Source organism: Rhodobacteraceae bacterium M385 (genome assembly GCA_025141835.1).
Taxonomy (GTDB): Bacteria; Pseudomonadota; Alphaproteobacteria; order Rhodobacterales; family Rhodobacteraceae; genus Gymnodinialimonas.
Genome location: CP081102.1, coordinates 3,375,997 through 3,396,918, shown reverse-complemented (window position 1 = coordinate 3,396,918; position 20,922 = coordinate 3,375,997). Strand labels below are relative to the sequence as shown.

At 59.6% G+C, this 20,922-nt stretch carries 25 protein-coding genes; 10 read left to right on the top strand and 15 right to left on the bottom strand.

What is annotated here, in order from left to right:
- The first annotated feature begins 46 nt into the window (after window positions 1–46).
- Genes K3728_16680 through K3728_16670 form a run of 3 tightly spaced genes read left to right on the top strand, consistent with a single transcriptional unit; the run spans window position 47 to window position 2,039 of the window.
- The gene (locus K3728_16680) at window positions 47–364 is read left to right on the top strand and encodes an H-NS histone family protein (GenBank protein UWQ95294.1); all 318 of its coding nucleotides are present in this window, start codon (window positions 47–49) and stop codon (window positions 362–364) included.
- Complete coding sequence (deoD, locus tag K3728_16675) at window positions 364–1,068, top strand: purine-nucleoside phosphorylase (GenBank protein UWQ95293.1); 705 nt, start codon at window positions 364–366, stop codon at window positions 1,066–1,068. Before K3728_16680 ends, deoD begins: the two co-directional genes overlap by 1 nt.
- Window positions 1,065–2,039 (top strand): aldo/keto reductase, encoded by a 975-nt coding sequence (locus tag K3728_16670; GenBank protein UWQ95292.1) that lies wholly within the window; start codon window positions 1,065–1,067, stop codon window positions 2,037–2,039. The genes deoD and K3728_16670 overlap by 4 nt, the downstream gene beginning before the upstream one ends.
- Window positions 2,040–2,159: 120 nt before the next feature.
- On the opposite strand, the gene K3728_16665 is transcribed toward K3728_16670, so the two are convergent.
- Window positions 2,160–3,329, bottom strand: coding sequence for a type III PLP-dependent enzyme (locus K3728_16665; GenBank protein ID UWQ95291.1), 1,170 nt, complete (start codon window positions 3,327–3,329; stop codon window positions 2,160–2,162).
- A gap of 357 nt (window positions 3,330–3,686) precedes the next feature.
- Complete coding sequence (locus K3728_16660) at window positions 3,687–4,541, bottom strand: DUF1989 domain-containing protein (protein ID UWQ95290.1); 855 nt, start codon at window positions 4,539–4,541, stop codon at window positions 3,687–3,689.
- A 62-nt stretch (window positions 4,542–4,603) separates the two neighbouring features.
- Between K3728_16660 and K3728_16655 the strand changes: the two genes are divergently transcribed.
- The gene (locus tag K3728_16655) at window positions 4,604–5,287 is read left to right on the top strand and encodes a DUF1868 domain-containing protein (GenBank protein ID UWQ97600.1); all 684 of its coding nucleotides are present in this window, start codon (window positions 4,604–4,606) and stop codon (window positions 5,285–5,287) included.
- Window positions 5,288–5,289: 2 nt separating this feature from the next.
- On the opposite strand, the gene K3728_16650 is transcribed toward K3728_16655, so the two are convergent.
- The 11 genes from K3728_16650 to K3728_16600 all read right to left on the bottom strand — a co-directional run bounded on the left by K3728_16650 (window position 5,290) and on the right by K3728_16600 (window position 14,155).
- Window positions 5,290–5,937 carry a divalent cation transporter gene (locus K3728_16650; GenBank protein ID UWQ97599.1) on the bottom strand — a complete coding sequence of 216 codons (648 nt, stop codon included), beginning with the start codon at window positions 5,935–5,937 and terminating at the stop codon, window positions 5,290–5,292.
- A 54-nt stretch (window positions 5,938–5,991) separates the two neighbouring features.
- Window positions 5,992–6,786 carry a succinate dehydrogenase iron-sulfur subunit gene (locus K3728_16645; protein UWQ95289.1) on the bottom strand — a complete coding sequence of 265 codons (795 nt, stop codon included), beginning with the start codon at window positions 6,784–6,786 and terminating at the stop codon, window positions 5,992–5,994.
- 3 nt (window positions 6,787–6,789) lie between these two features.
- The gene (locus K3728_16640) at window positions 6,790–8,130 is read right to left on the bottom strand and encodes an O-antigen ligase family protein (protein UWQ95288.1); all 1,341 of its coding nucleotides are present in this window, start codon (window positions 8,128–8,130) and stop codon (window positions 6,790–6,792) included.
- Window positions 8,131–8,143: 13 nt separating this feature from the next.
- Window positions 8,144–9,976 (bottom strand): succinate dehydrogenase flavoprotein subunit, encoded by a 1,833-nt coding sequence (sdhA, locus tag K3728_16635; GenBank protein ID UWQ95287.1) that lies wholly within the window; start codon window positions 9,974–9,976, stop codon window positions 8,144–8,146.
- A 10-nt stretch (window positions 9,977–9,986) separates the two neighbouring features.
- Window positions 9,987–10,358, bottom strand: coding sequence for a succinate dehydrogenase, hydrophobic membrane anchor protein (gene sdhD / locus K3728_16630; protein ID UWQ95286.1), 372 nt, complete (start codon window positions 10,356–10,358; stop codon window positions 9,987–9,989).
- 11 nt (window positions 10,359–10,369) lie between these two features.
- Window positions 10,370–10,753 carry a succinate dehydrogenase, cytochrome b556 subunit gene (sdhC, locus tag K3728_16625; protein UWQ95285.1) on the bottom strand — a complete coding sequence of 128 codons (384 nt, stop codon included), beginning with the start codon at window positions 10,751–10,753 and terminating at the stop codon, window positions 10,370–10,372.
- A gap of 230 nt (window positions 10,754–10,983) precedes the next feature.
- Window positions 10,984–11,406: a DoxX family protein gene (locus tag K3728_16620; protein ID UWQ95284.1), complete on the bottom strand. Its 423-nt coding sequence runs from the start codon at window positions 11,404–11,406 to the stop codon at window positions 10,984–10,986.
- A gap of 90 nt (window positions 11,407–11,496) precedes the next feature.
- Window positions 11,497–12,528 carry a MaoC family dehydratase gene (locus K3728_16615; protein ID UWQ95283.1) on the bottom strand — a complete coding sequence of 344 codons (1,032 nt, stop codon included), beginning with the start codon at window positions 12,526–12,528 and terminating at the stop codon, window positions 11,497–11,499.
- Entirely contained in the window at window positions 12,528–12,731 is a 204-nt protein-coding gene (locus K3728_16610; protein ID UWQ95282.1) for a DUF1737 domain-containing protein, read from the bottom strand. Before K3728_16610 ends, K3728_16615 begins: the two co-directional genes overlap by 1 nt.
- Before the next feature lie 3 nt (window positions 12,732–12,734).
- Window positions 12,735–13,286, bottom strand: coding sequence for an NnrU family protein (locus tag K3728_16605; GenBank protein UWQ97598.1), 552 nt, complete (start codon window positions 13,284–13,286; stop codon window positions 12,735–12,737).
- The gene (locus K3728_16600) at window positions 13,286–14,155 is read right to left on the bottom strand and encodes a CoA ester lyase (GenBank protein UWQ95281.1); all 870 of its coding nucleotides are present in this window, start codon (window positions 14,153–14,155) and stop codon (window positions 13,286–13,288) included. The genes K3728_16605 and K3728_16600 overlap by 1 nt, the downstream gene beginning before the upstream one ends.
- A 254-nt stretch (window positions 14,156–14,409) precedes the next feature.
- Between K3728_16600 and K3728_16595 the strand changes: the two genes are divergently transcribed.
- Window positions 14,410–14,724 carry a hypothetical protein gene (locus tag K3728_16595; GenBank protein UWQ95280.1) on the top strand — a complete coding sequence of 105 codons (315 nt, stop codon included), beginning with the start codon at window positions 14,410–14,412 and terminating at the stop codon, window positions 14,722–14,724.
- A 116-nt stretch (window positions 14,725–14,840) separates the two neighbouring features.
- Window positions 14,841–15,803, top strand: a complete 963-nt coding sequence (gene mdh / locus K3728_16590; GenBank protein ID UWQ95279.1) for a malate dehydrogenase — start codon at window positions 14,841–14,843, stop codon at window positions 15,801–15,803.
- Between the two features lie 31 nt (window positions 15,804–15,834).
- On the opposite strand, the gene K3728_16585 is transcribed toward mdh, so the two are convergent.
- Entirely contained in the window at window positions 15,835–16,449 is a 615-nt protein-coding gene (locus K3728_16585; GenBank protein UWQ95278.1) for a sulfotransferase family protein, read from the bottom strand.
- A 62-nt stretch (window positions 16,450–16,511) separates the two neighbouring features.
- Window positions 16,512–17,549, bottom strand: coding sequence for a glycosyltransferase family 2 protein (locus tag K3728_16580; GenBank protein ID UWQ95277.1), 1,038 nt, complete (start codon window positions 17,547–17,549; stop codon window positions 16,512–16,514).
- A 247-nt stretch (window positions 17,550–17,796) separates the two neighbouring features.
- Between K3728_16580 and sucC the strand changes: the two genes are divergently transcribed.
- The 4 genes from sucC (at window position 17,797) to K3728_16560 (ending at window position 20,905) form a co-directional block, all read left to right on the top strand.
- Window positions 17,797–18,990, top strand: a complete 1,194-nt coding sequence (gene sucC / locus K3728_16575) for an ADP-forming succinate--CoA ligase subunit beta (GenBank protein UWQ95276.1) — start codon at window positions 17,797–17,799, stop codon at window positions 18,988–18,990.
- 3 nt (window positions 18,991–18,993) lie between these two features.
- The gene (locus K3728_16570; protein UWQ95275.1) at window positions 18,994–19,824 is read left to right on the top strand and encodes a glycosyltransferase family 25 protein; all 831 of its coding nucleotides are present in this window, start codon (window positions 18,994–18,996) and stop codon (window positions 19,822–19,824) included.
- Window positions 19,825–19,913: 89 nt separating this feature from the next.
- Window positions 19,914–20,348: a succinyl-CoA synthetase subunit beta gene (locus K3728_16565; GenBank protein ID UWQ95274.1), complete on the top strand. Its 435-nt coding sequence runs from the start codon at window positions 19,914–19,916 to the stop codon at window positions 20,346–20,348.
- The gene (locus K3728_16560; protein ID UWQ95273.1) at window positions 20,345–20,905 is read left to right on the top strand and encodes a hypothetical protein; all 561 of its coding nucleotides are present in this window, start codon (window positions 20,345–20,347) and stop codon (window positions 20,903–20,905) included. Before K3728_16565 ends, K3728_16560 begins: the two co-directional genes overlap by 4 nt.
- The last annotated feature ends 17 nt before the right edge of the window (window positions 20,906–20,922 follow it).

Sequence of the window (20,922 nt, the reverse complement as noted above, 5' to 3'; positions counted from 1 at the left end):
CGGCAAACGCCTTTCACTGGAAGCCAATAGTGAAGGGGAATTCGTTATGGCAACATCACTTGAAACAATGAGCCTGGAAGAGCTGCAAGCCCATCAACGGGAAGTGGAGGCTACGATTAAAGGCTATGAAAAGAAGCGCAAAGCAGATTGTCTTGCCGAACTGAAAGCCGTCGCCAAGAAGCACGGTTTCTCGCTTGATGAGTTTTTGGGCGGAAAAGCGTCATCGAAATCTGGTCCTAAAGGCGCGGCCAAATATGCTAATCCCGCGGACGCGAACCAAACCTGGACAGGTCGTGGTCGTCAGCCCAATTGGATCAAAGACGCATTGGCCTCGGGCAAATCTCTAGACGAGTTTGCGATCTGATGACGGTTCATATCGGAGCAAAGCCCGGAGATATCGCTGAAACTGTCTTGATGCCGGGCGATCCGCTGCGGGCGAAATGGGCGGCAGAGCGGTTTTTGGAAGATCCGGTCTGCATCAATGAAGTCCGAGGTATGTTGGGTTTCACGGGGACGTGGCGTGGAAATCGCGTCACGATTCACGGGTCCGGCATGGGCATGCCAAGCCTCTCGATCTATGCCAATGAATTGCTTCGCGATTACGGGGCGAAGACGTTGATACGGATCGGCTCGTGTGGGGCGATGCAGAAATCTGTGAAGCTAAGGGACGTGATCCTGGCGATGACGGCCTCGACCTTGTCGACGCCATCCTCGGGCATTTTCCGAGAACTGAATTATGCACCTTGCGCGGATTACGGTCTGCTTCAAGCAGCCTATCAGGCGGCGGAAGGCAAGGGCGCGGGCATTCATGTGGGCGGGATCTATTCGTCTGACGTGTTCTATGATGAGCGCCCTGATCTGAACGAGCAAATGGTGCGCCACGGAGTCTTGGCCGTGGAGATGGAAGCGGCAGAACTTTACACCTTGGCAGCACGCTATGATGCGCGGGCCTTGGCGGTTCTGACGGTGTCTGACCATCTGTTAACGGAGGAGGCGTTGCCGTCGGAAGATCGGCAATCCAGCTTCTCGGATATGGTCGAAATTGCGTTGGAAGCCGCGTTTTCATGATCAGGCGATTGGCCGGACATAACGTCGGGCCAATCGGCCTTGGATGCATGAGTTTCGGGGGCATTTATGGCGCCACCGACGAAAAAGAGAGCTTCGCCTGTATGCAGGCGGCGCTCGATCTGGGCGTGACCCATTGGGACGTGGCCGAAATCTACGGCGGCGGGGTGAGTGAAACGGTCATCGGAAGGTTTCTTGCCGCGACCGACGCGAAGGTCACGCTTGCCACCAAGGCGGGCATTTACACGAAACCGACCCGGCATTTCAGCAACGCCGCCAGCGATTTGCGGCGATCCCTTGAGGGGTCTTTGGCGCGTTTGGGCCGGGACCGGGTGGAGCTGTTCTATATCCATCGGCGCGAACACTCCCGCCCCGTGGAAGAGGTGATGGAGATCTTGGCGGGCTTCATGGCAGAGGGGTTGATCGGGGGCATCGGTTTCTCCGAAATCTCACCCGCGACCCTGAAACGTGCAGCGGCCGTGGGGCCAGTAGCGGCGGTGCAATCAGAGTATTCGCTTTGGTCGCGTCAGCCCGAGTTGGGCATGATCCAGGCTTGCGCTGAAGTAGGGGCCGCCTTTGTGGCGTTTTCGCCGTTAGGGCGCGGTATATTGAGCGATCATTTCCAAGGGAGAGAGAATTTTCCCGAAGGTGATTTCCGTTCGGGACAGCCAAGATTCCAAGACCCGAATTATCAGGCGAATTTGGCGGCGATTGAGGGCTTCAAGGCGCTTTGCACTGCGAAGGGTTGGTCCACGGCGGCGGTTGCCTTGGCGTGGACCTTGGCGCAGGGCGATCACGTGATCCCGATCCCAGGTACTCGGACTGAGGCACATTTGGCGGAACTGGCCGGAGCGGTGGAGATAGTGTTGAGCGCCGAGGATTTGGCCGAAATTGAGCGGATTTTGCCTGCGGGATTTGCCCATGGGGCAAGATATGCAGAGGCGCAATGGGCGGCTGTGGAGATCTACGGATAGCGTGGGTCTTGGGGCTGGTTTGGGCTCTTTGAGTTGTATTTGCCAAGATGAAGGCGAGCCGTAGTGCTCCCACGGAGAGGGGCGCGCGTTAACCTTAGCGGAGGGTTAACGCGCTTTTTGTTAGACGATCACGACATCGAGCGGCGGGAAGCCGTTGAAGCCGATGGAGGCGTAGGTTGTTGTGTAGGCACCGCAGTTTCTGATCCAGATACGATCCCCGGCTTTGAGGCCGAGGGGAAGGGCCACGGGGCGCTTTTCGTAGAGGACGTCGGCGCTGTCGCAAGAGGGGCCCGCCAAGATGCAGGGGCCGGTTGTTTCATGATCACGGTCGGTGGCGAATTGGTAGCGGATTGCCTCGTCCATGGTTTCGGCGAGGCCGGAGAATTTACCGATGTCCAAGTAGACCCAACGGTGCAGGTCATCGGGGGATTTGCGCGACACAAGGAGAACCTCCGCCGCGATCATGCCGGCTTCGGCAACGAGGCCACGGCCGGGTTCGGCCATGATGCGAGGCACGTCTTTGAAACGGGCGTGGACGAGTTCCATCACCTTGGCGGCGTAAGCCGTGGGGTGGGGGATGTCATCACCGTAGAAGGCGGGGAAGCCGCCGCCGATGTTCAGCAGGTCGAGCGCGAAACCAGCGGCATGGGCCGCGTCCCAGACGGCAGCAATGCCATCGAGGACCGGGGCCCACATCATGGGGTCACGGGTTTGCGAACCGACGTGGAAGCTGAGGCCCACGGGGCGCAGGCCGAGCACGCGGGCGTGGGCCATCAGGGCCAGGGCGTTGTCGCGGGTGGTGCCGAATTTGCGGGTCAGGGGCCAATCGGCGCCGGAGGCTTCCACCAACAGGCGGATGTAGACCTGAGCGCCGGGGGCGTGCGCCGCGATTTTGTCCAGTTCTTCGGTGGCATCTGCGGCGAAGACATCGACGCCGACGGCATGGGCGAAGGCGATGTCGGAGGGCTTTTTGACCGTGTTGCCGAAGGAGATATGTGAGGGGGCAGCACCTGCATCGAGGCACATCTGGATTTCCACGCGGGAAGCGGCGTCGAAACCGGAGCCTAGGGCGACGAGCCGAGAGAGGATCTCGGGCGCGGGGTTGGCTTTGACGGCGTAGTGGATGTGCGCTTGGCCCAAGCCTGCGGCGAGGGCGGTATATTGGTGCGCGACGTGGTTCACATCGAGGATCAGCGTTGGACGCTCGAACGTATGGGCGCGGGCGTAAGCCTCGGTCCGGGAAGGGGATGCAGAATGGGCGGGCGAAAGCCCGGGGAAAGTAGCGGTCATCACGTTCTCCAAGTGGACGGAACGCCCCATTCAAGGGGACGCGTTGCATACAAAGGGAGACGTTACCGTCGCTACGTAACTGCGATGGTTATCCCGATACGTCCCAAGAGAGGGAGCTACCGACTTACCATCCGTGACAGAGGCGCGTGCGTTGGCGTCTATCTCGCGCATTTGGGGCAAGTCTGGATTCGGATCAAGAGATTTTTTTCGTGTCGCGAAAATTCTTGGGAGGCGGGTCAAATCGGGCGCGGATCGAGGGCCGTTGGGGAGGTCAGGGGCGCTGCCCCTTATGCGCCCTCAGGGGTGCAAACCCCGGAGGTGTATTGCCAAGATGAAGGAGCGGCACAGTAGCGGTACTTAGCGGCCGTGGGTGCGGTCGTAGGGGTTGGCCGGTGGGGATTTATGGTGGGGCGTGTGAAGCGTGTCGAAGACCTCGATCCGGAGGGGGTAGCAGGGGGTGGAGTCCGACGAATGCTCGGCGCCGCAATCGCCACCGGGGCAGGCGGAGAGGGCGCCGAGCAGGTCGATCTCGGCCCGGAATTCGAGCGTATCGCCGGGGCGCACGGGCGAGGCTTTCATGAAGTACTGACCGGTGTCACGGGTAAAGCCGGTGCACATGAAGACGTTCAACACATCGTGGACGTGAAGCTCTGCCTCATGCAGGGGGATTTGCGCGGCCTCGGCTAGGGCGCGGGTCAGGTTGGAATGGCAGCAGTGGTGGTATTGATCGCCGCTGTTCAGGAGCGCGTTGGTGTAGGGATCGCAGCGGGTGCCGATGACATCGTGGACAGCGCCGCCGAAGCTATCGATGCCGTACCAATCGAGGCTGTCGTGGGTGATGGTGGCCATGGGGCGCAGGTAGGGCAGGTTAGACCAGAGCGTATCGCCTGTGGTCACATGGGTGCCGTGAAGAGCGCGGGTCTTGCCGGAAAAGAAGCGCTCGGAGAGGTCATGGGCGTTCCAGAGGTTAAGGTCCCCGACCTGGGGGCCATCGACCGAGGTGATGCGGATCGTTTGGCCTGCTTTGGCGTGGAAGCTGGCGGCCTCTCGCGGGGCGGCGGTGTGGGTTGTGACGGGCCCCGTGGGTGTGGCGGGGCCGAGGTTTTGCGGCTCTGGCAAGGTCTCGGGCGGATAGCAAACGACCGGTTTGACGGCTCGGCGCGTGGCAGCATCGGAAGGGGCGGGCGATTGTTTGGGACGGCGGTTGGGCATGGGCGGCTCCGTTTCTTTGGGCTAGGGTCACCCACGAAACCCGGAGGTGCAAGACCATGAAGTTGGAAGACTTTTCGCAAGGCGCGAATACGAAGCCGCCAAGTCGGTTAGGCCAGCGATACGATCACCAACGCTTCCTGCCGGATCCGGGGAATACAGTCGTGTGTCATCTGGATTTGGACACGGCGGGGGGCGCGGCGGTTCTGCTCGCCCGTCAGCGGATGCGGGCTTTGCCGGGGGCAGAGCGGTTGCTGTTCACCCCAGAAGACAGCATCCACATGACGGTGTTTGAGGGGGTCTTGGACGCGCGCCGTACGGCAGATGCGTGGCCTGCGGATATGGCGCGCGATGCTGATGTGGCCGAGGTGACAGCGGCGATGTGCCAGCGGTTGGCGACGTTCGATGCGCCAGCGCCTTTTGCCGTCGCAGTGGACGAGGTGCGGCTTGGCGGATTGGAGCTGCGCGGCGCGACCCCGGCCGATGAAGTCGCCTTGCTGGAATGGAGAGAGGCGCTGTCGAGGGCATTTGGGTATCGGCAAGCGGCCCATGACACCTATCGGCATCATATGACCTTCGCCTACATGCTGGATTGGTTGCCCGATGCTATTCTTCCCGACTGGAAGCAGGGATTGGCCGATATCCAAGCGGAATTACAGGCCGCTGCGCCGATCTTGCCATTGCGCCCCCCGGCCTTTTGCACGTTCAATGATATGACGTGGTTCGAGGAATTGCTGCCCCTCGCCTAGCGCTATCCGGCGGCCAGATGTCCGGCGAGGCCAAGGGCGAAGCCCGCTACGGCACCCAGGGCGGGCCGCGCCTCGTCCGTGCCTTTGGCGGCGGGGGCCACGTCTTGGAACACCAGATATAGGATGCCGCCGGCGGCGAATATCATGATGCCGCCAAGCAAGGCGCGTTGATCCGATAGCAGGGTCAGGCCGACGACGGCGCAAACTGGTCCGGTTAGGGCGAGGGCCGTAAATAGAAGCAAGGCGCGTGCCTTGGGGAAGGTGCCTGCGCGCAGAACCTCGCGGAAGGCCGAATAGCCCTCAGGCAGGTTTTGCAGGAAGATCATTGCCGCCAACACCCACGCTGTCGCCCGGTCGATCACGATCATCGCGCCAAGGGCGGCAGCTTCGGGCAGGTAATCCAGCAGCATCGCCAGAAGCTGAGCCCCCGCGCCTCCGGACCGGGCCACAAACTTGTCCACGAAAAAGAACGTCACGCCCCCGGTCAGCAGCAAAAGGCATGATAGCCAGGGCGGTAGGGTTTCGGCCCCTTCAGGGACCAGCACCAGAGCCACGGCGGAAACCAATGCGCCGCCGCCAAAGGCCGTGACCGCGTGGTTGATCGGCTCGGGCTCGTCCTTGCGAGAGGCCAGCCACGCCCCAAGGGGCATGGACAGGCCCGCAACACCCGCCAGAAGGACCGCAAGAAGAAGCGGCTCCACGGCTTAGATCGTCCGTTCGACCATCATCTTCTTGATCGAAGAAATGGCCTTGGCCGGGTTCAGACCCTTGGGGCAGGTCTTTGTGCAGTTCATGATCGTATGGCAGCGGTACAGCTTGAAGGGATCTTCCAGCTCATCCAGACGTTCGCCCGTGGCCTCGTCACGGCTGTCGATGATCCAACGGTAGGCGTGCAGCAGGGCGGCTGGCCCAAGATAGCGGTCGCCATTCCACCAGTAAGACGGGCAAGAGGTGGAGCAGCAGGCGCACATGACACACTCATAAAGACCATCGAGCTTTTCGCGATCTTCAATGGATTGCTTCCACTCTTTCTCGGGGCGGCTGGTCTTGGTTTCCAGCCATGGCATGATGGAGGCGTGCTGCGCGTAGAAATGCGTCAGGTCGGGGATCAAATCCTTAACCACGGGCATGTGTGGCAACGGATAAATCGCCACGTCGCCGCTGATTTCGTCCATCCCGTAGATGCAGGCGAGCGTGTTGATCCCTTTGGTCTTCACGCCGCCGATGTTCATGGCGCAAGAGCCGCAAATACCTTCGCGGCAGGACCGACGGAAGGTCAGCGTGGGGTCGATCTCGTTCTTGATCTTGATGAGCGCGTCCAGAACCATCGGGCCGCAGGTGTCCATATCGACCCAATAGGTGTCGAGAGAAGGATTTTTGCCGTCGTCGGGGTTCCAACGATAAATCTGGAACTTGCGTAGGTTGGTGGCACCCTCGGGCTTCGGCCACGTCTTGCCGCGCGTGATACGAGAGTTCTTGGGGAGGGTGAGTTCAACCATGATCTAGGTCTCCACTTGGGATGATGAATTTCGGCCCGCGCCGTACGCGCCAGTTTTGTCGAGCCGCAAACCAATTGGTGCGCCCTGGTCACTCGCGTCTCTCTCGCCGCGGAGCAGGTTTGCTTGTTGCGTCGTTTCAGAAAGCATTTTGGCAAGCAGCAGTGATACGAATACGTAAATCGGTAGGATGTCATCGGAACGTAAGAAAGTATCGCCAAGAATCGCGAGCGGCATAGGGAGTACAATGGCCAAACGGATCGTGTCTACACGAAGCCCCGCATTATGATTGCGCCCAGCAACAAGCGGGGCAAGCACAAATAATGTTCCAGACACGAGTGCTACTATGCCGCCCCAAATTGTCCAAGAGAGGTATTGATTGTGAACATGCGTGTGGTTGAAGGGGGCTGCCGCGTTTTCCTCCGCCCACATGCCATTGCCGAACCAAAGCGCCTCCCTTGCTGCGTCCAAACCAGCTTGAAGAAGGGCTACCCTAACCGAAACACTCGCGTCTAGTGTTGGTGGCACTGCATCCGCCCCTGTTTGCGCTGAGAAGCCCATGAAATGAGAAAGCGCCTCTAGCGCTGACACTAAGCGCTCGGCATTCCCGCATGAGTTGAGTCCATTTGCCATCACCGCCCAAGCAAGGCCAACAAAAACTGCGCCCAAAACGGAGATGGCACTCAAAAGCCCGTGTGCTCTACTGCGACGCCAAAGCGTAATGGCAAGAAACAGAAAGATCACCATTTGCCCAAGTGCAATGAAGCGAGATCCAGTATAGCCGAATGAGATAGCGATCGACATCGCAACAAGTCCCAGTCGGAGCCCTTGGCCAAAGCGGCTCGCTACTGACCAACTTGAGAACGACATCAGGGCGAATACTGATGCGAAAAGAGCGGGTACAAATACCATGCTTGATAAGCCGGCCACTCGACATTGCTCACCGTGGAGTTCCGTAAGGAAGTCGACGGTGAGGTAAGCAAATGCCAAAGCCGCCGCCGTGGGAACCAAGCGGTCAACTGACCCAGTCACATCCTTCATCGTAAGTGCGCTAGCCGCAATCAGTACCATTACGGCAAATGCAATTAGCCAAAAGGACAGATCGGCCGCATGATCGTTGGCGGTAACGCCTTCTGGGGGCGCATTCACCACCAGTAAAGCAGCCATAACCAAAGGATATTGAAGGATGGCCGCCCCCGTGACGAGAAGTCTTCCGTCGAGGGCTAAAGTGGTTCTAAGCCGCGTGACCGAAACCAAACTGGCCATGAACAGGATTGCGAATAGGCCATGCCCGTAGTTTCCGAGCGAGGGCCAGAAAGGAGAAAGCCCTACGGTAATCGCATTCAACCAACTCACAGGTTCAATACACCCGTGCCTTCGGCTTGATCTTGTCCATATCAATGCCGCCAGCATCTGTGCCGCTCAAGGGTTCTAGCCCCACGGCGCGGTAGCTACGCTCGACCTTGTTGCCATCGACCACGGCCAGCGAATGCTTGCGCCAGTTTTTGTCGTCGCGATCTGGGTAGTCCTCGTGGGCATGGGCGCCGCGGCTTTCCTTGCGTGCTTCTGCTCCGGCGATTGTGGCCAAGGCATTGGGCATCAGGTTTGTCAGCTCCAGCGATTCCATCAGGTCCGAGTTCCAGACCAATGACCGGTCCGTCACAGCGATGTCGTCCATCTTACCCGCCACGACTGTCATTTTCTCTAACCCTTCGGCCAGCGTCTTGTCGGTACGGAACACGGCAGCGTCGGCCTGCATGGTCTTCTGCATCTCCAACCGCAACTCGGCCGTTGGGATTGCACCATTGGCGTAGCGGACATCGTCAAACCGCGCGAGTGCCTTGTCGATCTGGCTTTGCGGCACATCGGGGTTCGGCGCGTTCGGGTCCACGATTTCACCGGCTTTGATTGCCGCCGCGCGGCCAAAGACCACCAAATCGATCAGCGAGTTCGAGCCCAACCGGTTTGCCCCATGGACCGAGGCACAGCCCGCCTCGCCCACAGCCATCAGGCCGGGGACGACTTGGTCAGGATTATCTGCGGTGGGGTTCAAGACCTCGCCCAGATAGTTCGTGGGGATGCCGCCCATGTTGTAGTGAACTGTTGGCAGAACCGGGATCGGCTCTTTCGTCAGGTCAACTCCCGCAAAGATTCGAGCACTTTCGGAGATGCCGGGCAGACGCAGGTCCAGCGTTTCCTTGGGCAGGTGGTTCAGGTGCAAGTGGATGTGATCCTTGCCCGCGCCCACACCGCGCCCTTCGCGGATTTCCATCGTCATGCAGCGCGAAACAACATCGCGCGACGCGAGATCTTTATAGGTAGGCGCATAGCGTTCCATGAAACGCTCACCCTCAGAGTTGGTCAGGTAACCGCCTTCGCCCCGTGCGCCTTCAGTGATCAGGCAGCCAGATCCGAAGATGCCCGTGGGGTGGAATTGTACGAATTCCATGTCTTGCAGGGGCAGACCCGCGCGGGCAACCATGCCGCCGCCGTCGCCGGTACAGGTATGCGCCGAGGTGGCCGAGAAATAAGCCCGGCCATAACCGCCGGTGGCCAGTACGCACATCTTGGAATGGAAAACGTGCATTGTGCCGTCGTCCAGTTTCCAAGCCACGACGCCCACACATTGGCCGTCTTCGTCCATCAGCAGATCGGTGGCGAAATACTCGATGAAGAACTCAGCGTTGTTCTTCAGGGATTGGCCGTAAAGCGTGTGCAAGATCGCATGGCCAGTCCGGTCCGCAGCGGCGCAGGTCCGCTGCACCGGGGGGCCTTCGCCGAATTCCGTGGTGTGACCGCCAAAGGGGCGCTGGTAGATCTTGCCGTCTTCGGTGCGCGAGAACGGCACACCGTAGTGCTCCAGCTCATAGACCGCCTTTGGGGCTTCACGCGCCAGATATTCCATTGCATCCGTGTCGCCCAACCAGTCCGAGCCCTTCACGGTGTCGTACATATGCCAGTGCCAGTGATCGGGGCCCATGTTGGACAGCGAGGCCGCGATACCGCCCTGCGCCGCAACGGTGTGCGACCGCGTCGGGAACACCTTGGAGATACAGGCCGTCTTCAAGCCCTGCTCGGCCATGCCAAGGGTCGCCCGCAGGCCGGAGCCGCCCGCGCCGACGACAACAACGTCATAGGTGTGATGGGTCAGCGCGTATGCGGGGCCCGTTGCCGGGGATGTCGTGTCATTCATCGTGGAAACCTCAAAGCGCGATTTGCATCAGGGCAACAAGACCACCAGCGGCCAGCCCGTAACAGATAATGGTGGTCGCGATGATCGCGGCCTTTTTGGTCATGCCGTGGGTGTAATCCTCGATCATGATCTGCATCCCGAAACGCAGGTGATGCATCCCCACCACCAGATATGCGGCGACGATCAGCGCGGGGACCGGCTTGCCCAGGGTCGCAATAACCTCGGCGTGGTCGCTGCCAAGGGCAGAGCCGATGATGCCCAGAAAGAAAGGTGTCAGAACCAGAAGCGCCACGGAGGTGACAGTCATCGTCCAATGTTGCGCGGTGCCGCCCTTAGCAGAGCCGAGGCCGGAAACGCGCTTGCGGTCAGTAAGAAATGCCATGTCGATGCCCCTTAAATCGCGATCAGCGTCAGGAAGGTGAGGGCGACAGAGCCAATCAACATGCCCCAGCCCATCTTGTCAGACGTATCCGCGTCCAATCCGTAGCCCGCGTCCCAAACCAGATGCCGAACCCCTCCGAGGGCGTGGTACCAAAGGCCAAGAACGGACAATGTCATGACGATATCGCCAAGGACGCTGGTGACGAGGCCATCAATCGTGGCGAAATACTCTGGCCCCGAAGCGGCGGCCATTAGCCACCAAACCACAAGAAACGCGGAAACAAGCATCGCGTTGCCGGTGATCCGCACGAGAATCGACGTCATCGAGTTCAGTTGCGGTTTGTAGATGGTAAGATGAGGTGAAAGCGGACGATTGCCGCGGTTGACGTCGGCCATAGCTAGAGTCCCCCTTGATTGCGCCGTCAGGTCTGGCTGGTTCCGGTCGTTACCATATCAATAGCGGGTTTTCGGCTGTAGTCACGTCCCTGCGGGGTAAAATTCTAGGCAATTGTGGGGCTTAACGCCGCAGAAAGTGATCTTGTGATCACACGTTTGGCGAGTGTGATCACAAGGTGGGCGCCCGTGCCGAAGGCGAGGCGCCCTTTCCGTTTCAGTGTTGCGCCAAGTTAGGCGCGATTCCCGCGCAGCACGAAAAACGCGCCCACAGCCAGCAGCAGGGTTTGGAACTCCATCCCGCCACCGGGGTGAGTCTCGGACGGAGACGCGCTCCACTGGCCCCAATGCACCAACACGATTGCGCCGATCATGACGACGATGATGGATAGGCCGCCCAGACGAGTGACCAGATCGCCGATCTGGTTACGCAAGGCACCGCCGCCGATCAGAGCAACACCGGCAAAAATCTCGGCCAGTGCGACAAGGGTCCAAAGCCAAACAGGCATCCCCATGAACGCCGCTGCCGCTTCTAGAGAGGGCAGTTTGTCGATGCCGTGGTAAAGGAAAGTCGCCGCGGTGGACAGGCGGATCAGCCAATGAGCGTGGGTACTAAGCGCAGTGTCGGTCAGGGTATTAGTGGTTAGCGTTGCCATGATGTGGCCTCCGGTGAATCAAAGATGACCGGGGATTATTCGCGCATGGTGTATTAGGCAAAGCACAGGGAAGGTGCGTAAATGTGGGGGCTATTTCGGCAGAAGCGCCCAATAGTCCAGATCCAGCAAAACCTCGGGCAGGTACTTCCCGTCCTCGCCGCGTAGGGCCCCAACCTCGCCCTTGGTGGCGACAAGGCGCAGGCGCAGGGCTCCGACGTGGGAATTGGACGTGGGCGCGGTGTCGAGAACCTCGGACCACGCCCGGATCGTGTCGCCCGCCATGGCCGGATTGGCATGGGCGCCAGAGTTAATCGCCGCCAGAAGTTGCGCATTCGCAAGCCCGTTGAACGAGAGGGCGCGGGCGAGGCTGATGATGTGCCCGCCATAGATCAGCCGCTTGCCATCGGGGCGCGCGGTCACGTCGAAGTGGACCTTTGCCGTGTTCTGCCACAGGCGGGTGGCCATCATGTGCTCGGGGTCTGTCAGGGTGACACCATCGACGTGGTCAATGATCTCACCGACGGCATAATCGCCGTGGCGGTGCGGTTCTCCGCTGGCGGCAAAGTCGTAAGTGGACCAGTCCAACGTTTCGGGCACGTGAAGTTCTTCCGCCGCCACGACCTGCGCCAAATCTGGCACCACGGTTTCCGGGGCAGGGGCTGCGGCGTCGCGTTTGCGGACCATGACCCAGCGGACATACTCCAGCACCGGCACATCGAAATTGGAGAACCCGCGGGTGCGAACCCAGACAATGCCTGTCTTACCGTTGGAGTTCTCTTTCAGGCCGATGACCTCGGACATCGCGTGGATCGTATCGCCGGATTCCACCCGTGTCAGGAACCGACCTTCGGCATAGCCCAGATTGGCCACAGCGTTCAGCGAGATATCGGGAACCGTTTTGCCAAATACCGTGTGGAACGTAATCAGATCATCCATCACCGGGTTGCGCAGGCGACTGCCCGGCGCGGCGAAATCCCAAGACGATTGCAGCGCAAACCGAGGGCCATATAGCGCCTGATACATCGCCACATCCCCATCATGCAGCGTGCGCGGCGTGGCATGTTTCAACACCTGCCCGACGCGGTAATCCTCGAAAAAATAGCCTTGGCTCGTCTTCGACATTACTGCTGTCCCAGCTTCATATCCGGGGAATAGGGCGTGTCGATATCCTTCACGACCGCCTGCCCGCAGCGCATCACGCCGCGCGCCGCGTCAAAGGACATGGTGGGATCGCCATGAAGGCTCCACCCTTTGGCGATGGCGTCAGATACCTTATGGCAAAAGGCGGACGTGTCATCTTCGGTAAGCAGTCGGTAAATCAGCATGGTCTAGCCCCAAGGTTGCACGCCAAGGGCGTAGTGAATGCCCATGACGATGATAACGACCACGATCGTGGCGATAATTGCTGTAATTTCCTTTTTGACCGGCACCGGATGTGGCGGTACCCAAGGCGCGCCGCGCCGTTTAAGGATAATGACCTGTCCCACGGCCCAAGCCAGTAACCCGCCAAACAGCACGAAAGACGCCAAATCGCCGTTCACTAACAGATGTGCCACGGCCCAAATCTTGAAGCCGGTCAACTGTGGGTTCTTGATTTTCGTGGTGATCCAGGTCTTTGCGCCCGAAGCCGCAAAAAGGTAGAAGGCGAAGATCATCAGGAGGTTATTGATCCCCACCAAGGCAGGAGAACGCCCCCACCACACCGGGCCATACGCCCCCCGGTAGCCAAGCACCATCAGCACAATGGACAAGATAACAAGCCCCGCCACGATGCCTTTGCCCTTGTCGCCGAAACCGGCCCGGCTGTCGGGGGCGAGCCGCTTCCAATAGTGGGCTCCGGACCAGAGGGCGAGCCCCACAAGAAGTAGTATCCAAGCCATCATAGGGCCTCCAATGCGGCGATCGCTTCGGCCTTCGCCAAGGTCGCCCGTGCGGTTTCAATGTGCAGGTTCTCGACGATTCTTCCGTCCACAACGGCCACGCCTTCGCCCTTGGCGAGGGCCTCGGTATAGGCTGAAATCTGGCGACGCGCGAGGTCGATATCGTCCGATGTCGGGCCAAAGGCCGCATTCGCAATGGCCACCTGCGCCGGGTGAATCAGGGTCTTTCCGTCAAAGCCAAAATCGCGGCCCTGTTGGCATTCATCGCGCAGGCCGTCTTCGTCCTTGAAGGCGTTGTAGACGCCATCAACGCAGAAAATTCCATGGGCGCGGGCGGCGAGGAGGCAGATTTGCAGGGCCGACGTCATCGCCTCACGGGTGCGGGCGTTCAGGTCTTTGGCAAGGTCGTTGGTCCCCATCACAAAGCCTGCCATCCGCGGCGCGGCTGCAATCTCAGCGGCGTTGAGGATACCCAGAGGTGTCTCCATCATCGCCCAAATCTGGGTTTCCTTGGTCTTGGGGTTCGCATCCAGAAGGGCGGCGAGTGCCTTGATGTCCTGGGCGCTGTTGACCTTGGGCAGAAGCACAGCCTGGGGGGCGGCATCCGCTACTCTGGCGACATCATCTGCGCCCCATTCGGTATCAAACCCGTTAATCCTGACGATCTGCAACCTTGGTCCAAAACCGCCTTCTTGCAGCGCCTCGGTCAGCGTATCGCGGGCGGCAATCTTTTCATCGGCGGCAACCGCATCCTCCAAGTCGAAGATGATTGCGTCGATCGGCAGGGTCTTGGCCTTCTCCATCGCGCGGGCACGGGACGCGGGGATATACAGGACGGAACGGCAGGGCTGTGACTTCGGTTGGGACATGGCTGGCTTTGCGACTTACTTGTTTCGCCCATTTGGGACCACATGCAGAGCGCAAGCGCAAGGGTCTTGCTGCAATGCAGAATGTCGCGCAACAAAATTTCGCGGCAATTTTACCGAATGTTAACGCCTGAACGCGCAATATCACGAAGTCAGGCACCCCCAGAGGTGCAGCATGGTTGGAGGGGAAGTCCACTTGGACAGGGTCGCCTCGAGCATGTCTGTGACGCGTCCCGCATTGGAAAGGGGACATCACCATGAAGAGAATCGCATTAATCGTTGGCGCCATTTTGGCGGGATTAACGGCCTCACCCGCCGCTGCCCAAAATCAAGCCGTAAATATGTTATGTGCGGATCGCAGCATCATTGTGGGGGAGCTTACGGGTCGCTACGGCGAAGAGGTTCACGGGATGGGGTTGGCCAATCAAAACCGCATTGTAGAGGTCTATGTCTCAGCAGAAACAGGGTCTTGGACCATTGCGGTGACGTCTGCCGACGGGACAATGTGCTTGATGGCTGCCGGGCAGCACTTTGCCCAAATGACCCCAAGTATCCCCGGTGAAGATCTGTAGAAAAAAGCGGCGTTCCTCGGATTGGGGCTATCCGCCGCGCACAGGCTCCTTGCGCCGGGGCCGTGCTAGGTCTACCCCTCCGCCCGACAAAACTCTGAATCCGAGGATCTTGAGATATGGCCAGACCCAAAATCGCGCTGATCGGCGCAGGTAACATCGGCGGCACACTTGCCCACCTTGCAGCGGTAAAGGAATTGGGGGACGTCGTCCTCTTCGACATCGCAGACGGCTTGCCCCAGGGCAAAGCGCTCGACATCGCGGAATCGGGCCCTTCCGAGAAGTTTGATGCCCGCTTGAGCGGCACCAGCGACTACGCCGACATCGCAGGCGCGGACGTTTGCATCGTGACCGCCGGCGTTGCGCGTAAGCCCGGCATGAGCCGTGATGACCTTCTGGGGATCAACCTGAAAGTGATGAAATCCGTTGGCGAAGGCATCCGCGACCACGCGCCAGACGCCTTTGTGATCTGCATCACCAACCCGCTGGACGCCATGGTTTGGGCGCTGCGCGAATTCTCTGGCCTGCCGCACCACAAGGTTTGCGGCATGGCAGGCGTTCTCGACTCTGCTCGTTTCCGTCACTTCCTTGCGGAAGAATTCGACGTATCCATGAAGGACGTGACCGCCTTCGTTCTGGGTGGCCACGGTGACACAATGGTGCCGCTGACACGCTATTCCACCGTTGCCGGTATCCCTCTGCCTGACCTGATCGAGATGGGTTGGACCACGAAAGAAAAGATGGACGCGATCGTTCAGCGTACCCGTGACGGCGGTGCCGAGATCGTTGGCCTGCTGAAGACAGGGTCCGCTTTCTACGCCCCCGCAACTTCGGCGATTGAGATGGCCGAAGCCTACCTCAACGACCAGAAGCGCGTTCTGCCATGTGCCGCCTATGTTGACGGCGCCTTTGGCCTGAAAGGAATGTACGTTGGTGTTCCAACCGTGATCGGCGCCGGCGGTGTTGAGCGCATCGTGGACATCAAAATGACCAAGGACGAGCAGGCGATGTTCGACAATTCTGTCGCCGCTGTGAACGGCCTTGTGGATGCCTGCAAAGCGATCGACGAAACGCTTAGCTAAGGCGGCGGGCTGCTAGCCCGTCTACAAAAACTTACGCGGCCGGGTTCAACGCCCGGCCGTTTTCCGTCATGGCATCTAATACTGCGTAATCCGCTTTGTAGAAGGCGATAATTTCGTCGCGAATGGTGTCGTTCACCTCAATCTTGTTGGCGACTGAGCGTTTTTCCCAGATTTCTCGGGATGCCGTTTCAGTTCCGGTCACGGCATCGACCCAGTCAAAGACCGCCTCCATCCCCATTTCCAGCCGGAACAAGACCATGCCGGGCCGCAAAAACTCGGCCTGAGGGCGGATGTGGTTGTCGTAGACGTAGCCATCGCGGCCATAGGCATCGAAGGCCGCGCGGACCCAATCGTCGAAACTGCGCTGGCCTTCAAACCGGTCCAGCCGATAGCGATATTCGCTCACCATGCGCGCCACCGGATCACGTAGAACTGCAAAGCTTTCATCGTAAAAACCGTCCGGGACAAGGCGCGTGTGGACCCGCGCCTCCATATGCTGTGCCGTGGTTTCCGACCATCCAAGACGGCGCTTGAAGCGCAGCGCGACCGGGCCCTTGGCGTCTAGATAGGTTTCAACGCTCGACCCGCCGGTCTTGGGGATATGCGCGAAGAAAAGGAGCTTGTCGGCAATTCTCGCCAGAGGCATCGGCGTTGTCCTTAGTGACTTTTCACCACCCTACGCGGCACGAAGGACAGTCGTAAAGGCACCTAAATCTCCACGCCGTTGCGCCGCGCGATCTTGCGCCACGCGGTCATGCGGGGGCGCAGGAGGGCGTCGAAAGCGTCGGGCGAAAGGTCCACGGTTTGTCCTGGGAAGACGGCCTCCAAGGCGGGGGTAAGGTTGAAGCTGTCGCGCGTGATGTAGCCGTCTTCCTCTAGCGCGTCGACCTGCTCTGGGGTGTATCCGTTGATCTCGTCATAGAGCAGGCGCAGGGCGTCCGGGTCATCGAGGCAGGCAAAAATGCGTTGCCATTGCGCGATGCGGAACGGCGGCAATTGTTGCAACCGGTCGGGGATCAACGCCGCCTGACGCACGAATTTGGCCGCCCAGTGCAGCGGTGTCATGCCGTCGAAATGCACCAGCTCCACCTGATCTGCGGGGTAATGCGGGGGAACCACACGGGCCTTAATGTGGCCGTGGCGCGGAACGTGGATGCCGATGTTCATGCCGATCTTCGTGCGCACGAAAGGTTTGCCCGCCGCGTGCCCGGTAAAGCCCATCGGCGTCATGTCCGAGGTATTTAGGGGCGTGCTGCGTTGACCTTGGTAGAAGACCTTGAATACCCCCTCGAATATCGAGGCTTGGGCCGCACCGCGCACCATGGCGCGTTCGAGGTTGAAGATCTTGGCCCAGGTCAGATGCTCGGGCACCTCGGCCAGTTGCGCAGCTACATTCGAGCGCGGGCGCAGGAATTCATCCGCGTCGCAATGCAGGAGAAACGGCACCTTGCATTGGCTTTGGGCGTGGGTAGCGTTGGCGGATTGTCGGTTATTGTGACGTTTGGGTTTCCATGTCACCGTATTGCGCCAATAGCCCATGTCGCAGCGGGTGACGTGAACGGGGGGAAGCCATTCCAGAATGTCGGCCACCGGGTCATGGGGGTCGTCGCAATAGATGTGGATTTCAGAGGCACCAAGGGACAGATGGTGGGCCACAAAAGCCATAACGAGGGGGGCGGGCTCTGCCACCGTCGCCACGATCCCCCATCGGGCTTTGTCTGGCCCCCATCGGACTTTGTCTGGCATGAGCGCCCCGCATCTTGGCCTGAGGCCCAAGATTGCGCCGGATTACAGGGGCACGCAAGCCTTTGACGCTTGCTGAGTCGGGTTGCCCGGGGAGGTTGGGTAAGATTTGTGATCACACAAAAAAATCCGTGATCACAAATGTGCGTTTATACCGCAAATCCTATGTATTAGGGCATATTCTCGTTCCCTTGACCGGAAGGGTTGTGTTTACGTGAGGCGAACATGACCAAAAGAATGGACTTTTTTCATGAACATTCATGAGTACCAGGCGAAAGCCCTCCTCGCGCAATACGGCGCTCCTGTGTCTGACGGACGCGTCGTTTTGAAGGCAGAGGATGCCAAGACCGCAGCGGGCGAAATGGACGGGCCGCTTTGGGTCGTGAAAGCGCAGATCCACGCAGGTGGTCGCGGTAAAGGTAGCTTCAAGGAAGCAGACGCCGGCGAAGCAGGCGGCGTACGCCTTGCGAAATCCGCACAGGAAGCTGCGGAAGAAGCCAAGAAAATGCTCGGCCGCACGCTGGTTACGCACCAGACCGGCCCCGCCGGCAAGCAAGTGAACCGCATCTATATCGAAGACGGCTCCGGCATCGAGACCGAGATGTACCTGGCTCTTCTGGTGGACCGCCAGACCAGCCGCATCAGCTTCGTCTGCTCGACCGAGGGCGGCATGGACATCGAAGAGGTCGCCGCCGCGACGCCTGAGAAAATCCTGTCGTTCTCTGTTGATCCGGCTACAGGCTACCAGCCTTACCACGGTCGCCGCGTTGCGTTCTCGCTTGGTCTGGAAGGCCAGCAGGTCAAGCAATGCGTCAAGCTGATGGGGCAACTGTTCCAAGCCTTCCAAGAGAAGGACATGGAGATGCTGGAGATCAACCCGCTGATCGTTACCGATGAGGGCAACCTCAAGGTGTTGGACGCGAAGGTTTCTTTCGACGGCAATGCCGTTTACCGCCACGCCGATGTGGCATCCCTGCGCGACGAGACTGAAGAAGACGCCAAGGAACTGGCAGCGTCCAAGTTCGACCTCAACTACATCGCGCTGGACGGCGAGATCGGCTGCATGGTCAACGGCGCGGGCCTTGCGATGGCGACGATGGACATCATCAAGCTGTACGGCGCCGAGCCTGCCAACTTCCTTGACGTGGGCGGCGGTGCCACCAAAGAAAAAGTGACCGAAGCGTTCAAGATCATCACCAGCGACCCCCAGGTCAAAGGCATCTTCGTGAACATCTTCGGCGGCATCATGCGCTGCGACATCATCGCGGAAGGCGTGATTGCGGCTGTGAAAGAGGTTGGTCTGAAAATGCCACTGGTCGTGCGGCTCGAAGGCACCAACGTCGAGAAAGGCAAAGAGATCATCAACTCTTCCGGTCTCGATGTGATTGCTGCCGACGACCTCAAGGACGGCGCGCAGAAAATCGTGAAGGCTGTGAAAGGCTAAACGGTGTCAGCGACGATCGAGACATCCATGCGCGCTCAATGCGTTCCTATTTTTGCTGTCAATCTGCTCCGGGCAAATGCTCGACGCGAGTTGATGGAAAAACAAGCCGCGCGCGTGGGTGTAACGCTACAGTTCGTCGAAGCAATCGATTCACATAGTGATGTCGGTGCACTGGAGATAGACCGCTTGCCGGATTTTGGCCCGTGGGGCGTATTCCACCGCCATGATCGTGCCTGCACGCTGAGTCACTTAAAGGCTTTGGAATGCTTCTTGGAAAGCGGCGCTTCGCATGGGATGATAATGGAAGATGATGTCTTCTTGTCACCCGATTTAGGTGCGTGGCTGGCGGATATTTCGTGGTGGCCGGAAGGCGCAGACGTCGTGAAGTTAGAACGCTGGCGCGATGACCGGCTTTTGGTGGCTTTGGACAAGGCGGCGCTCCCCGTCTTGGGGCGCACGTTGCGGCGTATGCGGTCTCGGCACTCCGGGGGGGCGGGCTACATCGTTACCAAGAAAGCGGCCCGTGACATTCTGAAGGCGCCGTCGCCGAATGTGCCCATTGATCACCTTCTGTTTAGCCCCAACGTTTCGGCAATCGCTCGTGACAGTATCACCTTTCAGGTCACGCCAGCACTTGTTGTTCAGGGAAACGAGCCGCCGAAAGACCCAGCGGCATTGCCAGTGGATCGCGGTACGCTACCGGAAAGCAAACTCCGCAAGGATTTGTTGCGCGGCTGGCAGGAGGTCAAAGTCATGCCCCGTTTGTTGGCGCTTTGGGCTCTGGGGCGCGTGAGCCTAGAAAAAATTACCTATATCGAGCGGGAAGAACTCTGATGCTTCGAGCGCCGCTCATTTTTGTATTGGCCTCGGCAACGAGTCTCTTTGCAATACCCGCACAGGCGCAAGACGATGGCGTTGCCGCGATGGCAAGCATGGCTTTCGCGCGGAATTGCTTTAGCCCTTTCATGACCGCTGCCCGCGCGGAAGAGGTTTTGGCCTCGACCGGCGCAAGGGTGGATTTCTATGATCTGGACCCTCTGTCTAACGGTCCGACCTCTCCGGTTGTGGGGCGTGCTGCGACGCAGGGCACGGATCGCCGCTGTGAAGTGGCCTTTGATGGCGATTATGCGCCCCTTGCTACAAGCGCGGCCACTACAGGGCTGGACATGGAGGGGATCACGACCGAGGCCGCCGTGCCCGAAAACTACACTCCGACCGAAGGCACCGCGCTTCTGGCTGCCCGCCAGTTGAACCCAAGCCGCGTGGCCGTGGTTCATGTGGGTACGCGCCCCGGACCCAACGGCACAGAAACCTTCCTTTTGGTTGAGCGTTTGACACCGTCGGAGGCGACGCAATGAGTGCGCCCACTTCCCATCGGATCAACCCGCAAGAGGAAACCGTACTTTTCGCTCGGGCCATTGGATGGAAGCTGATTCTTGGTTGCATCGCGATTGCGGCCCTTGGCGCTGTGGTGCTGCCGATCGCATGGCAAAGCGGTGAATGGGTGCCGTTTGGCGCGGGCGTCTTTTTGCTCTTTCTGGGCGTCGTGCTCAGCGTTGCTTTGCTGCGCAAGCGCGCAAAAGCAGAACCCGGCCCCGCCGTAACCCTATCCCCCAATGGGTTGGAGATGCACCAGAACGCTGTGGGCGTCGTTCCTTGGAGCGATGTGGAACGGCTCAGCTATATGAACGTCAAAGCCACCCAACTGATGTTGGTCCATATTGCGCCCGCCGCCATGGCGCGGTTGGCGCAAAGTAACTTCCTACGAAAAGCGCGCAAGCTGGACACCGCCGTCGGTGTCAGCGCGTTGACTTTCCACCAGCAGAATCTGGAGATCCCTCTGCCGGATTTCGAGACCATGCTTCACACCTATTCCGTCACCCATGGCGGCCCCGCTTTGCAGGCCGCGCCATGACTAATTCCTATACTCAA

Bases quoted from the DNA above. Each gene is read 5' to 3' on its own strand.
- K3728_16680 (UWQ95294.1), top strand. From the start codon at position 47: ATGGCAACATCACTTGAAACAATGAGCCTGGAAGAGCTGCAAGCCCAT.
- deoD (UWQ95293.1), top strand. From the start codon at position 364: ATGACGGTTCATATCGGAGCAAAGCCCGGAGATATCGCTGAAACTGTC.
- K3728_16670 (UWQ95292.1), top strand. From the start codon at position 1,065: ATGATCAGGCGATTGGCCGGACATAACGTCGGGCCAATCGGCCTTGGA.
- K3728_16665 (UWQ95291.1), bottom strand. From the start codon at position 3,329: ATGACCGCTACTTTCCCCGGGCTTTCGCCCGCCCATTCTGCATCCCCT.
- K3728_16660 (UWQ95290.1), bottom strand. From the start codon at position 4,541: ATGCCCAACCGCCGTCCCAAACAATCGCCCGCCCCTTCCGATGCTGCC.
- K3728_16650 (UWQ97599.1), bottom strand. From the start codon at position 5,937: ATGCCCCTTGGGGCGTGGCTGGCCTCTCGCAAGGACGAGCCCGAGCCG.
- K3728_16645 (UWQ95289.1), bottom strand. From the start codon at position 6,786: ATGGTTGAACTCACCCTCCCCAAGAACTCTCGTATCACGCGCGGCAAG.
- sdhA (UWQ95287.1), bottom strand. From the start codon at position 9,976: ATGAATGACACGACATCCCCGGCAACGGGCCCCGCATACGCGCTGACC.
- sdhD (UWQ95286.1), bottom strand. From the start codon at position 10,358: ATGGCATTTCTTACTGACCGCAAGCGCGTTTCCGGCCTCGGCTCTGCT.
- sdhC (UWQ95285.1), bottom strand. From the start codon at position 10,753: ATGGCCGACGTCAACCGCGGCAATCGTCCGCTTTCACCTCATCTTACC.
- K3728_16620 (UWQ95284.1), bottom strand. From the start codon at position 11,406: ATGGCAACGCTAACCACTAATACCCTGACCGACACTGCGCTTAGTACC.
- K3728_16615 (UWQ95283.1), bottom strand. From the start codon at position 12,528: ATGTCGAAGACGAGCCAAGGCTATTTTTTCGAGGATTACCGCGTCGGG.
- K3728_16610 (UWQ95282.1), bottom strand. From the start codon at position 12,731: ATGCTGATTTACCGACTGCTTACCGAAGATGACACGTCCGCCTTTTGC.
- K3728_16605 (UWQ97598.1), bottom strand. From the start codon at position 13,286: ATGGCTTGGATACTACTTCTTGTGGGGCTCGCCCTCTGGTCCGGAGCC.
- K3728_16600 (UWQ95281.1), bottom strand. From the start codon at position 14,155: ATGTCCCAACCGAAGTCACAGCCCTGCCGTTCCGTCCTGTATATCCCC.
- K3728_16595 (UWQ95280.1), top strand. From the start codon at position 14,410: ATGAAGAGAATCGCATTAATCGTTGGCGCCATTTTGGCGGGATTAACG.
- mdh (UWQ95279.1), top strand. From the start codon at position 14,841: ATGGCCAGACCCAAAATCGCGCTGATCGGCGCAGGTAACATCGGCGGC.
- K3728_16585 (UWQ95278.1), bottom strand. From the start codon at position 16,449: ATGCCTCTGGCGAGAATTGCCGACAAGCTCCTTTTCTTCGCGCATATC.
- K3728_16580 (UWQ95277.1), bottom strand. From the start codon at position 17,549: ATGCCAGACAAAGTCCGATGGGGGCCAGACAAAGCCCGATGGGGGATC.
- sucC (UWQ95276.1), top strand. From the start codon at position 17,797: ATGAACATTCATGAGTACCAGGCGAAAGCCCTCCTCGCGCAATACGGC.
- K3728_16565 (UWQ95274.1), top strand. From the start codon at position 19,914: ATGGCAAGCATGGCTTTCGCGCGGAATTGCTTTAGCCCTTTCATGACC.
- K3728_16560 (UWQ95273.1), top strand. From the start codon at position 20,345: ATGAGTGCGCCCACTTCCCATCGGATCAACCCGCAAGAGGAAACCGTA.